At 38.2% G+C, this 11,894-nt stretch carries 13 protein-coding genes; 5 read left to right on the forward strand and 8 right to left on the reverse strand.

Annotation, left to right across the window (positions count from 1 at the left end; translation table 11 throughout):
* The first annotated feature begins 88 nt into the window (after positions 1-88).
* From GYA49_03705 to GYA49_03720, 4 genes are read left to right on the forward strand one after another with little or no spacing between them, the layout of a single operon-like run.
* Positions 89-886 (forward strand): hypothetical protein, encoded by a 798-nt coding sequence (locus GYA49_03705; protein NMC36125.1) that lies wholly within the window; start codon positions 89-91, stop codon positions 884-886.
* Between the two features lie 9 nt (positions 887-895).
* Positions 896-1,912: a type IV pilus assembly protein PilM gene (pilM, locus tag GYA49_03710; protein ID NMC36126.1), complete on the forward strand. Its 1,017-nt coding sequence runs from the start codon at positions 896-898 to the stop codon at positions 1,910-1,912.
* 1 nt (position 1,913) lies between these two features.
* On the forward strand, positions 1,914-2,483 hold the full coding sequence (locus tag GYA49_03715) for a hypothetical protein (GenBank protein ID NMC36127.1): 570 nt from the start codon (positions 1,914-1,916) through the stop codon (positions 2,481-2,483).
* Between the two features lie 3 nt (positions 2,484-2,486).
* Positions 2,487-3,332, forward strand: a complete 846-nt coding sequence (locus tag GYA49_03720) for a hypothetical protein (GenBank protein NMC36128.1) — start codon at positions 2,487-2,489, stop codon at positions 3,330-3,332.
* Here the strand turns inward: GYA49_03720 and GYA49_03725 are convergent.
* The 8 genes from GYA49_03725 to GYA49_03760 all read right to left on the reverse strand — a co-directional run bounded on the left by GYA49_03725 (position 3,301) and on the right by GYA49_03760 (position 8,951).
* Positions 3,301-3,549 carry a KH domain-containing protein gene (locus GYA49_03725; protein NMC36129.1) on the reverse strand — a complete coding sequence of 83 codons (249 nt, stop codon included), beginning with the start codon at positions 3,547-3,549 and terminating at the stop codon, positions 3,301-3,303. The two genes, GYA49_03720 and GYA49_03725, sit on opposite strands and share 32 nt — an antisense overlap.
* Positions 3,550-3,555: 6 nt before the next feature.
* The gene (gene rpsP / locus GYA49_03730) at positions 3,556-3,792 is read right to left on the reverse strand and encodes a 30S ribosomal protein S16 (protein NMC36130.1); all 237 of its coding nucleotides are present in this window, start codon (positions 3,790-3,792) and stop codon (positions 3,556-3,558) included.
* Between the two features lie 61 nt (positions 3,793-3,853).
* Entirely contained in the window at positions 3,854-4,546 is a 693-nt protein-coding gene (rnc, locus tag GYA49_03735) for a ribonuclease III (protein ID NMC36131.1), read from the reverse strand.
* Positions 4,530-4,778 carry a hypothetical protein gene (locus tag GYA49_03740; protein ID NMC36132.1) on the reverse strand — a complete coding sequence of 83 codons (249 nt, stop codon included), beginning with the start codon at positions 4,776-4,778 and terminating at the stop codon, positions 4,530-4,532. Before GYA49_03740 ends, rnc begins: the two co-directional genes overlap by 17 nt.
* A 63-nt stretch (positions 4,779-4,841) precedes the next feature.
* Positions 4,842-5,234 (reverse strand): transcription antitermination factor NusB, encoded by a 393-nt coding sequence (gene nusB, locus GYA49_03745; protein NMC36133.1) that lies wholly within the window; start codon positions 5,232-5,234, stop codon positions 4,842-4,844.
* Between the two features lie 59 nt (positions 5,235-5,293).
* Complete coding sequence (rpmF, locus tag GYA49_03750) at positions 5,294-5,446, reverse strand: 50S ribosomal protein L32 (GenBank protein NMC36134.1); 153 nt, start codon at positions 5,444-5,446, stop codon at positions 5,294-5,296.
* 82 nt (positions 5,447-5,528) lie between these two features.
* Positions 5,529-7,577: an ATP-dependent DNA helicase RecG gene (recG, locus tag GYA49_03755; GenBank protein NMC36135.1), complete on the reverse strand. Its 2,049-nt coding sequence runs from the start codon at positions 7,575-7,577 to the stop codon at positions 5,529-5,531.
* 168 nt (positions 7,578-7,745) lie between these two features.
* Positions 7,746-8,951 (reverse strand): tyrosine--tRNA ligase, encoded by a 1,206-nt coding sequence (locus tag GYA49_03760; protein NMC36136.1) that lies wholly within the window; start codon positions 8,949-8,951, stop codon positions 7,746-7,748.
* Between the two features lie 117 nt (positions 8,952-9,068).
* Here GYA49_03760 and GYA49_03765 point away from each other — a divergent pair, with 117 nt between their 5' ends.
* Positions 9,069-11,891, forward strand: coding sequence for a PBP1A family penicillin-binding protein (locus tag GYA49_03765; protein ID NMC36137.1), 2,823 nt, complete (start codon positions 9,069-9,071; stop codon positions 11,889-11,891).
* The last annotated feature ends 3 nt before the right edge of the window (positions 11,892-11,894 follow it).

Raw genomic sequence — 11,894 nt, forward strand, 5'->3', positions numbered from 1 at the left:
ATACGGTTGATTTTAGTTTTGATCTCACTGCTCCTACTGGAGAAAAAGATACTTTTTCTACTAGTGTGGTTTTGAGAAACTATCAATAATGAAACAAAATCTCAAAAACCAAGGCCAAGTGGTTTTAATGGTAGTTTTAACTATGTTAGTTGGCCTGACTATTGCTACTGGGATTTTCCTCAATAGCTTATCTGATACACAGCTGACTACCACCGAAGAAAATAGTGAACGAGCTTTTAACGCTGCTGAAGCAGGCATTGAAGATTTAGTTAAAGATGTTGATACAAATTTTAATTTTGGAGCTGATACGGTAATTGATGTTGGTAGTGAAAAAGCAACAGTTGTGGCTGATGAATTAAACACCTTTGATTTTATAGTTAAACAAAACAGTGTGGCTACTTTATTTTTAGATACTACTCCCAAACCTACAAAAGTTACTATTTATTGGACTGATAAGAGTGATCCTGAACAATATCCAGGAACATGTAATGAGGGAGATGGTGGTGCAGCAGGTCTTATTATTCAAAAATGGCAAAACAATGGGGCTGCTGTAACAACAGAAGCATATAGTCCATTTGACTGTTCTTTGGCAAATATTAATTTTAACTCTTCTAATGATGGCTCTACTGAGAGTTTTAGAAGTCAGATAACATTATCAATTGATGCCAATGATAGTTTTTATCGAATTAGACCAGTTTATAGTCAAGCTCGCATTAAAATTGTAAGTAGTGAAGGTGGTGATTTACCTGCTCAGCAATATGTTATTACCTCAACTACCAAAGCTGATTCTGGCGAAACCAGAGCTATTGAAGTAACCAAAACCCGTCCCAGTTTACCAGAAATATTTGACTATGCCCTATTTAGTGGCGACACGTTAGTAAAATAATCAATACTTATGCCTGCCCATTTTGGAATTGATATTTCCAGTAATTCGATTAAAGTAGCTGAGGCCAAAAATGTAGGTAATGGCTACGAACTTCAAGCTTTTGGCGAAGTTAGAACTCCGGCTTCATTACAGTCCAGTAATTCTCAAGACGAGGGCTTGATTGCCAAATCTATCAAACAGCTGATTCGTGATTCAGGTATCAAAAACCGCAATGTATATATGGCTTTGCCTGAGAATCAGGTTTATACAAGAGTAATTCAACTTCCTCTTTTAAAAGAGGAAGAACTGAAAAACGCTCTCAAATTTGAAGCCGAACAATACGTACCTATTCCTATTGATGAAGTCTTTTTAGAATACCAGACACTGTATGCTCCTCCACCAGATATTAAAGGAGCAAAGATGGAAGTTCTGATAGTTGCTGCCAGAAAAACTATTGTAGAAAAACTAACCAGAATTGCCCAAATGGCTGATTTAACCCCATTGGTTGCTGAAACTAGTTTATTGGCAACACTGCGAGCTGTAAAAGAACAAATGGGTGACTTTTCTATGTTGGTTGATTTAGGTAATAGTTCAACTGATATTGCTATTATTCAAAGTGGCAATGTAAAGCAAGTTAGCTCTATTCCTACCGCCGGACACGCTTTAACTCGAGCTGTAGCTCAAGCGCTTAGTCTGCCAGAACAACAAGCCCGGCAATACAAGCATACCTATGGTTTGGAGGAAGATCAGCTAGAAGGTAAAGTAGCTCGAGCTATGGAAGAACCAATCACCATTATTGTTAACCATATTGAAAAAAATGTTCGTTTTGCTAAAGAATTATCAAAAGATGGTTCAATTAACCAAGTGGTAATTTCTGGAGGAACAGCCCTTTTACCAAACCTGACTTTTTATTTGGTTGATAAAATTGGAATCGAGGTTAATTTGGCTAATCCTCTACAAGCATGTATCAATGAAAACCTGCCTTCACAGCTTGTGGCGGCAGGTCCGCGTTTTGCCTCAGTAATTGGATTAGCAATCAGAGACTAACATGAAACAAAAACCTCCAGAAATTAATTTCCTTACCCGTCAACGCACGCTGTTTATGCTGCAATCCAAGCGGATGTATTTGATCCAAATGCTGTCCTTTGGAACGTTAATAGCCTATGGTTTTGTCTTGTTATCCCTTGTTAGCTATAGTGCTTATCTAGGATACAGATTAACCCAAACTAATAAAGGGATTGATCAGGAGAAAAAAACCTTAGAGCGATTGAGTTCAATGGAGGTTCAGTATTATGGTTTGAAAAACAAATCAGAAAAAATTCTGGGGGTATATAACTCACTATATCAACATCAAGAAACTATGGATTTGGTTTTTAAGATCTTGCCGTCTGATTTAGAAGTTCAATCATTTTCAGTTGATGAGGAAGGCGATCTAACATTTAGTGCTTCTACTCCTAAAATAGAATCAATTGGAACACTGTTTGAAAATATCCAACAGTATCAAACATATCAATCTTTACAGATTGAAAATGTGACTGTAAATAATATTTCAGTCAATGATCTTGGAGAATATAGCTTTGGAATTACTATCAAATTGGGTACCAAAACTACCAGCTAAAATATGCCAAAAACAGAAAAAAAATCTAATTTCATCAAAAAAGCACTTGGAGAAAAAAAATTATCTCTCAAAGAACGTAGCTCTCCGCTCATGGTTTTGGCAATCATTGGTCTAACAGCCATTTTATTCATGTTCCCTTCTTTTAAGAAAATTTATGAAACAAGGGAGGTTTTGGCTGAAAAAGAAGTTACGCTCAAAAACATGAAGCAAAAGAATAGTATTTTGCAAAACCTTGAACAAAATGATCAAAAAGCCAATTTTGAACAAAAATTTAAAACTGCCGAAACATTTTTGCCTTCACAAAAACCATCGCTACAGGTTTTAATCAATTTAACTAATTTAGCTCGCCAGGAAAAAGTGCAATTTTCAGGTTTGACTTTAAACCCCGGAGTAGTCAAAGACCCTGAAGAGTCTGAGGGAAGTACTAAACAATTTCAGCGAGCGGATGCTGCTCCTAAAAAAGCCGAGCAGGATTTAAGCAATTTTGAGATTACTTTTACTATTTTAGGAACTAAAACTCGGCTGCAGAATTTTATTGCTAAATTGAAAGAAGTTGCGCCAATGATGAAAATTGAAGAATTTTCAACGGCGGTTGATGATCAAAACACATCATATAAATCAGCAAACTTAATGAGTGCTGATTTTAAAGTCAGAGTTTTTTATCAAAAATTACCAGAAACATTACCATCATATAGCACTAAATTAACTACCTTTACTCAGGAAGAAGAGGAAGTTGTCCAGAAACTATCAGACTTTTTGGATAGAGGTGGAGATTATAGCCAAGATGTAATGGTGGTAACAGAAGACTTAGGTAACTCTAATCCTTTTGCTGCTCATCAAGAAGAGTAAGTTGAAAACGCTTCCCTAGTTTAATCGCCTTAACTCTAAGTAATTTACGAATAGCCCCGATAGTTTGGCCACGCTTACCGATAACTTTCCCCATATCTTCAGGGTTAACCTTGACTTCAAGATTGATAAAACCAAACTCGCTTTCGTTTCCTCTAATCTCAATGTCTTCAGGATGATCAACAATGCCTTCTAAAATATAGTGGAGCAATTCTTGCATAGGGAATTATTTACTAATAGTTTTATACAAATGGGCTACTGTAGGAGTTGCTTGAGCACCTTTGTTAACCCACTCATCATATTTTTTGGTATCCAGCTTAATCTCTTTAGGAGTGACTACTGGATTATATGTACCCAATAAATCAATATATTTGCCATCACGTTTGGATCTGGCTTCAGCCACAATAATACGGTAGAAGGGCTGGTTCTTTTTACCGATACGAGAAAGTTTTATCTTTAACATAGTGTTTAAAATATAGAATTCAAAGATTAGAATTCAGTTTGTTTTTAATTAAAAAGCAATTTTAACCTAAACTAACGATTTTCTCAAGAGCTTGTTGAGCAGCAGCCTGTTGGGCAGCTTGTTTGGACCTACCAGTACCTTCAGCTTGAACTGCATCAAAAAAATAAACTTGGACAGTGAATTGACGGTCATGATCAGGGCCTTCCTCTTTAATAACTTCGTAAGTAGGAGCTATTCCACCTTTAGCTTGAACCTGTTCCTGGAGCTTACTTTTCCAATCCTCTACTTGAGCATTTTGTACTAATTGCTTGTAATCTTGCAATAATTGCTCATCAATAAAGGTAGTTACAGCTGCTAGTCCCCCATCAAGATAAATAGAGCCAATAATAGCTTCAACTAAATCAGCTAAAATTGAGGCATTATGGTTGCCACCAGAGGCTTCTTCTCCTTTAGATAGTTTGATATAACTACCTAAATCAAGTCTGGTAGCCACAGCTGCTAAGGTTTTAGTTTGGACAATTTTAGCCCGAAGAGAAGTCAGTTTACCTTCTGGTAACTTAGTTTCAGTTTTAAATAAAAAGTCAGAAGTAACCAGCTCCAAAACGGCATCGCCCAAAAACTCAAGCCGTTCATTTGACTCAGAAATAGACCGATTTTCATTTAAATACGAACGATGAGTCAAAGCCCTCTCAAGAAGTTCTTGATTCTGATATTGATAGTTTAATTTTTGTTGGCAATCAGTCAATGAAGTCATCGGTATATTCCTCTATTAATTCATATAAATCAGCAACAGTTTCAAGACGGTCAAATTCATCCTGGTCGATTTTGCTCTTGAGCGCGTCTTCTAATTGAAGTTTAAGCTCAATCATATCAGTTGGCTCACAATTGTAGTCTTCAAAAAAGTGGGCGTCAGCCGATACCTCGGCTACATCAACGCCAATAACATTACTGATAAGTTGATTTATATCTTGCTTGTTCATACTCATATAATGCTGCTTCGTAACTTCACTAGTGTGGGCTATAAAGCTTGTTGCTGTCAAGACGGATTTTTATTCTGTCTTAGCAACTGGTTTTTCACTATCTTGACGATGTTTTTCCAGAAGAGCTCCTAGAACGCCATTGACAAATTTGGCAGTGCTTTCGCTGCCATACTCTTTGCCAATTTCTACTGCTTCATCAATAACTACCTTTGGGGGAGTTTTTCTTACAATGAGCAGTTCATAAACTGAAAGGCGTAAGATGGCAAGATCAACTTTGTTAAGCCGATCTACCGGCCATTCAGGAGCAGCTTCTTGAATAAAAGCATCAATTTTTTTAAGTTTGCTAACAACCTTCTCAATCCCTAAATCAACTTCCGGCTCGTTCCTAATGAAACTATAGCTAAACAGTTTTTTAAACCGTCGGATTCGCTTTTTATGTCTTGGATCAGTTCTTGTTTTCAAAGAAATTACTAGTTAAATGTTAATGGTTAAAAATCAAATATTAACCTTTTAACATCAGACTAATACTTGCCGCAGTTTTTACAAACCACATGAGCTTCTTTGGGACTATTGCAATGTCTACAAGTTGTGACTGTAGCTTTTGGTCTAGCAATAGCAGCTCTTCTTTTACCAGTTCTACGAGTTGAGGTTTTTTTCTTTGGAAGTGGAGGCATAATACAAATTTAAAATTACCAATTTGTGTAAATTCAAATTCAAATAATTTTATAACTTTTACTACAATAACATAAACAACCCTTAATTGGGTTGAACGTTTTGGATTGTATACTGTTTCAGTTTTTCTTGCAAGAGGGGGTAATCTTGAAGTTTTGGCAGCAACTTGCTAGCTAATTGGTACGTTTGGCTTATTAAAACCTGATCATCCAAAGAAGCTATTTTTAAAGCCATAAAACCTGATTGCATAGTGCCATAGAGCTGGCCAGGTCCACGCATCTTTAGATCTAATTCTGCCAAAGCTATACCCGAATGGTTATGCTCCATGGCCTTGAGGCGTTTATTTTGATCACCATCAGAGGTAGAAAAAAGTAAACAGTAGGATTGTTTATCACTGCGGCCAACCCGTCCCCGAAGTTGATGCAACTGTGCTAAGCCAAAACGCTCTGCCCCATCAATAACCATGATGGTCGCATTAGCAATATCAATCCCTACCTCAATAACAGAAGTTGCCACTAAAATATCTAGTTTTTTGCCAGCAAAATTACCCATAACCTCTTCTTTTTCCTTTGGCTTCATTCGGCCATGCAAAAGGCCAATTTTCAGATTGGGTAGTTGTTTGTTGAGTTTTTCAAACTCAATCTTGGCAGCTTTAACTTCACTCATTAATAAACTTTCAGATTGATCTATTAGTGGGTAAATGAAAAAGGCCTGGGTTTTATTCTCCTTAATTTGCTGCTGGATCCACTCATAAGCAGCCAGGCGTTTTTTGCCAGGAACGACCCAAGTTTTAACCTGTTTACGGCCATGAGGAGCATGCTTAATCATAGACAGTGATAAATCACCATATAGCGTTAAAGCTACTGTCCTAGGAATTGGTGTAGCGGTCATAGTCAAAACGTGAGGCAATTTCTTTTTACCAATTAGCTTACTACGCTGAGCCACCCCAAAGCGATGCTGCTCATCAATAATCACTAAACCAATGTGTTCGTGAGGCAAATCTTGGAAAAGTAAAGCATGAGTGCCAAGATAGACATCATAATCTTGAAGGTTTCCCTTAGCCTTTTTACTGCCAGTGAAAAAGCCAATTTTAATTTTGTGGGGTTTTAGAAACTTTGAAAGTGTTTCTAAATGTTGGTTAGCTAAAACTTCTGTTGGAGCCATAAAAGCGACTTTACTACCAGCTTGGTGAATAAGGTAAATAGCGGCTGCAGCTACTACGGTTTTGCCGCTGCCAACATCGCCTTCTAAAAGCCGGTTCATAGGGACACTACTATTTAAATCTTTGATAATATCTGTAAGACCCTGTTTTTGGTCGGTAGTCAATGCAAACGGTAGTTTTTTGATAAACGGCTCCAAATCATTTTGGCTAAAATTAAATTGCCTTCTTAGACTTTTTTGCTGCCAATCCCCTTTACGCTGCTGAACTTGCAGCTGCAGTAAAAATAGCTCGTCAAAAGCTAAGCGCTCTCGAGCTTTTTTAATATCTTCTTGAGAATCTGGGAAATGAATCTTTATTAAAGCCTGAGCTAAAGATAATACATTTTGGCTGTGGATTACTTCGGTTGGTAACCAATCAAGCACTAATCCATCAAGATATTTGATAATAGGTTTGAGACGGGAACGTAACCACTTGGAAGACACACCAAACGTTTCAGGATAAATAGGAACTAGACGGCCAGTATGGGTAGTTTCTACTTGAGAATTAGCAGGAGTTAATGTTCTTAGAATTTCAAATTTAGGAGCAGTTAGGCCAACTCTCCGGCCAAACATAGTAACTTTGCCAGCTAAGTTGATTTGAGTTCCTGGAGCAAGGGTTTTAGTCAAATATGGCTGATTAAACCAAGTGACCTGAACCGTATTAGTTCCGTCAGTAAACACACCCTGTTGAATATTTTTACCGTTTCTAGTGTAAGCATTTTTTAAAGAAACAATCTGACCTTGTAAGGTCACTGTCTCCCCTACTTCTATCTCAGCAATGGTTTTTTGAGCAGTCAGATCGTCGTAACGAAAAGGAAAATGATAAAGCAAATCTTCAACTGTATGAATGTTGAGTTGCTTCTTGAGCACGTCAGCGTATTTTTCACCAACCATGTATAAGTCTTCAATGGGAGTTTCGAGGGTCAATTTCATGACTTTATTATAAAGGAAGAAGAGAAAAACTGATAAAACTAGAGCGTATAAAACAGTGGCAGAATTGCAGTCATAAGTAAACCAATCAGCATAAAGATAGCAAAGCCGACGGTAATAGCTCTAAAAAAAACTTTTTTCTTGACTTTAAAAAATAAGATACGCATAAGTTTATTTAACTCTTACAAACTTTCTTTTCCCAGCTTTAATAACCATTCCAGATTTTAACTCAATTACTTGGTTAGGATCATTCACCACTTGATCATCAATTTTAACAGCATTTTGCTCAATGAGACGTTTGCCTTCTGAGTTTGAGCTGATCAATTCTGCCTCTCCAAGAATAGCAAGAATAGTAAGAGGGGTATATGTTGATGGTGTAAATTCAGCTATTTCATCTGGATTAGCACCACCTTGCACGGTCTTTTCAAAATGCTCTTGCGCCTTGTTGGCAGCTGCTTCGTCGTTGAGCATTTTAGTTAGCTCCCAAGCTAAGTGTTTTTTAGCTGCCATGGGATCAGTTTTAACTTTTTCTTCAACTTCCGGCAGTTGCTCACTGGGAATTTGGGTAATCAGTTTAAAACACGGCATAATAGCACTATCTGGTAAGCTCATCATTTGGCCATACAATTGCTCCGGCGGATTAGTAATATTAATGGCATTGCCTTCGGTTTTGCCAATTTTATTACCAGAACTATCAGCTAAGAGTGGTGTGGTTACAACCAATTTATCAATGCCCTTAAGCTCCTTGAGAAGTTTGCGGCCGGCTAACATATTAAATAGCTGATCAGTCCCCCCTACTTCTAAATCTACTTCCATGGCCACACTGTCGTACCCTTGGGTTAAAGGGTATAAAAATTCATTCAAATAAACTTCTTGATTCTTTTTAAATCGCTCCTGAAACATGTCCCGTTCAATCATCTGTTGGACGGTAAAATGAGTAGCCAGATTAATCACCCCAGCAAAATCCAATTTATTGTTCCACTCGGAATTGAATTTGATCAAAATGGGGTTGTCACCTTCAAAACGCAAAATTTTACCAGCCTGTTCTCTATACGTTTGAGCGTTTTTTTGGGTAAATTCGAGAGAAGTAACATTGCGGGCTTGAGATTTACCTGAGGGATCGCCGATCATGCCGGTAAAATCACCAATCAAAAAAATCACTTCATGACCCAGATCTTGAAAAGCCTTTAATGTTAGTAATCCTACTAGATGACCAATATGCAGATTGGGTGAACTAGGGTCAAAACCTTGATAGAGCCGCAATTTTTTACCAGACATAAGTCTAGTTTTTAGCTCTTCCTTGTTGGGAACAATTTTATCCAGACGTCTACTGATAAAATCGTCAATAATTTTTGGCTCAGTAATAATTTGATTCATAAGTCTGATTTTACGCAGCTTGAGGCGATAAGGCAAGTAGTTAAGCTTGATTAGCAATATGGTGATTTTTATACTAAAATCAAAGACTCAATGCCTTTTGATACGGTATAATGATCTATGTTAGGAAACATGACCACGCTCAAACAAAATCTGTTAATTACTTACCAGCTTATGCGCCGAAAGATCAAAAATTTCCTATCTCCGATTTTGCCATGGCATAGGACTTGGCATTCCAGATTGGCCGTACTACGATCAAGACGAAGTCACTCTAGAGTTGGTAGTAGTTATAATCCTAGTACAGTTGGTTTTGGTAAATACAAAATCAGCAAAACCAAACTTCTAAAATACGGTGCCATTGTGGGCTTTATCTCTATTGTTTTGCTGACCTTTATGATGGTAGGACTGTTTGCTTGGTTTGCCAAAGATCTGCCGCAACCAGATAAAATTGTCCGCAAAGAGGGTTTTGCCACCAAAATTTTTGACCGTAATGATAAGTTGCTATATGAAGTTTTTGCTGACCAAAAACGAATTCCGGTTGAACTTAAAGACATTCCTACCAATTTGAAAAATGCCACGATTGCGATTGAAGATAAAAGTTTTTACGAACATGAAGGTTTTGATCCAAAAGGCTATTTACGTATTGTTTATAACGTAATTGTTAAACATCGAGTAATCGGTGGCTCAACACTGACCCAACAAATTGTCAAAAATGTTCTACTAAGTTCCGAGCGGACGTTGACTCGAAAAATTAAAGAACTGATTTTAGCTATTCAAATTGAGCGTAAATACAGCAAGGACGAAATCTTGCAAATTTATTTAAATGAAGCGCCTTATGGAGGTACTGCTTGGGGAGTAGCCACGGCTGCTGAAACTTATTTTGACAAAAAAGTTAAAGATTTGAATCTAGTTGAATGTGCTATTTTGGCTGGAATGCCCCAAAGTCCAACCTATTATTCCCCCTATGGCAATTATCCAGATGCTTATAAAGCCCGAACGACTGATGTGCTGCGCCGAATGCGGGAAGATAAATATATTACTAAAGCTCAAGAGGAACAAGCTTTGAAAGATCTGGAAAAAGTAAAATTCAAGCCATTGGGGACTGGGATTTTAGCACCTCATTTTGTTATGTATGTCAAAGCCCAGCTTGAAGATCGGTATGGCCAGACTATGGTTGAGCAAGGTGGTTTACAAATCAAAACCACACTTGATTATGATTTACATAAAAAAATCCAAGCTATCACTAAAGAAGAAATTGATAAAGTAGCGGAAAGCGTCCATATCACCAATGGAGCTGTCATGGTCATGGATCCTCAGACTGGCGAGATTCTTTCCATGGTGGGATCAAAAGATTATTTTGACGAGGAATACGATGGTAAAGTCAATGTAACTACTTCACTGCGTCAGCCTGGTTCTTCGATTAAGCCAGTTACCTATGTGACAGCGCTGCGGGAAGGCTTTACTCCTGAATCAATGATTATGGATACTAAAACTGAATTTCCAGGAGTTTCTGCTAGCGAGCCATATGTGCCCAAAAATTATACTGGCAAATTTGCTGGTCCAGTCTCACTCCGAACTGCTCTTGGCAACTCGCTCAATATTCCGGCAGTTAAATTACTGGCGATGGTTGGAGTGCAAGATATGATGCAGATTGGTTATGAAATGGGTCTGTCAACCTTTAAACCATCACAAGAGCAGATTGGCCGTTTAGGTTTGTCAGTGACTTTAGGTGGTGGCGAAGTATCTTTGCTTGATTTGACTACGGCCTACTCGGCTTTTGCTAATGAAGGTAAAAAAGTTGAACCAATTTCAGTTTTGGAGGTTAAAGACCGCAATGGTAAAGTCTTGGAAGAAACCAAGCCTACTAAAGGTAAACAAGTTTTGAGTGCTGAAGAAGCCTTTCTAATTTCCAATATGCTGGCTGACAACAATGCCAGATTACTAACTTTCGGAGCCAATTCGCTGCTAAATATTGCTGGTCGTAGTGTGGCAGTCAAAACCGGAACGACCGATGATCAGCGGGACAACTGGGCAGTTGGTTGGACTCCACAAGTCATTGTTGGAGTTTGGGTGGGTAATAATGACAATACTAAGATGAAATCAGTAGCTTCAGGTGTATCGGGTGCTTCGCCAATTTGGCGTCGGACTATTTTGGCAGCTTTGGATAAAAAACCAGTGGTTGAGTTTAAAATGCCTAGTGGCATCGAATCAATTGCTCTTGATAGTGTTTCCGGCTATCCGGCCCATGATGATTTTCCTAGTAAAGAATCTTTGATTATTCGGGGGACTAAGCCAACTGGCAATGACCCAATTCATGTCAAACTCAAAGTCTGCAAAAGTGATGAAAATAAACTAGCTCCGGATTCGGTCATTGTTAAAGGTGATTACTCTGATAAAGAATATTTTATTTTTAAAGAAGATGATCCTCTATTTGGTGATGAGGATAACCGCTGGCAAAAAGGAATTAATGAATGGATTGCAGGCCAAGGTGATGCCCGTTATCATCCGCCTACCGAATTTTGTAGCGTAGATGAAGCGGTAGTGGTGCGAATTGAACAACCTAACAATGAATCAAAGATTGGCAATGATGTGGAAGTCAAAGTCAAAGTTGGAACCAGTAATGACGATGATATTGATCGGATTGAGATCTTTGCCAATAGTGACAAAAAAGGTGAGATTAAAAGCAAACCATATCAACTTAGCTTCCGTCTTGATGATGGAGTGTATGAAATTAAAGCTAAGGCGTATCGTAAAGATGGTAAAACTGGTGAACACAGCGTTCACATTGGTGTTAATAAAGAATGGGATTGGACTGAACCAACGCCAACTCCTACTCCCACTGCTACTCCAACGCCAACCCCAACTCCTACCCCAACTCCTACCCCCACTCCAACCCCGACACCGACTCCCGAAGGTGGCAGTGGCGGACCATCTGAAGAATAAAAT

This window comes from Candidatus Beckwithbacteria bacterium (genome assembly GCA_012797845.1).
In the GTDB taxonomy this organism is placed as follows: domain Bacteria; phylum Patescibacteriota; class Microgenomatia; order UBA1400; family UBA1449; genus JAAZOH01.

Coding starts and splice junctions, on each gene's coding strand:
- GYA49_03705 (NMC36125.1), top strand. CDS start 89: ATGAAACAAAATCTCAAAAACCAAGGCCAAGTGGTTTTAATGGTAGTT.
- pilM (NMC36126.1), top strand. CDS start 896: ATGCCTGCCCATTTTGGAATTGATATTTCCAGTAATTCGATTAAAGTA.
- GYA49_03715 (NMC36127.1), top strand. CDS start 1,914: ATGAAACAAAAACCTCCAGAAATTAATTTCCTTACCCGTCAACGCACG.
- GYA49_03720 (NMC36128.1), top strand. CDS start 2,487: ATGCCAAAAACAGAAAAAAAATCTAATTTCATCAAAAAAGCACTTGGA.
- GYA49_03725 (NMC36129.1), bottom strand. CDS start 3,549: ATGCAAGAATTGCTCCACTATATTTTAGAAGGCATTGTTGATCATCCT.
- rpsP (NMC36130.1), bottom strand. CDS start 3,792: ATGTTAAAGATAAAACTTTCTCGTATCGGTAAAAAGAACCAGCCCTTC.
- rnc (NMC36131.1), bottom strand. CDS start 4,546: ATGACTTCATTGACTGATTGCCAACAAAAATTAAACTATCAATATCAG.
- GYA49_03740 (NMC36132.1), bottom strand. CDS start 4,778: ATGAGTATGAACAAGCAAGATATAAATCAACTTATCAGTAATGTTATT.
- rpmF (NMC36134.1), bottom strand. CDS start 5,446: ATGCCTCCACTTCCAAAGAAAAAAACCTCAACTCGTAGAACTGGTAAA.
- recG (NMC36135.1), bottom strand. CDS start 7,577: ATGAAATTGACCCTCGAAACTCCCATTGAAGACTTATACATGGTTGGT.
- GYA49_03760 (NMC36136.1), bottom strand. CDS start 8,951: ATGAATCAAATTATTACTGAGCCAAAAATTATTGACGATTTTATCAGT.
- GYA49_03765 (NMC36137.1), top strand. CDS start 9,069: ATGTTAGGAAACATGACCACGCTCAAACAAAATCTGTTAATTACTTAC.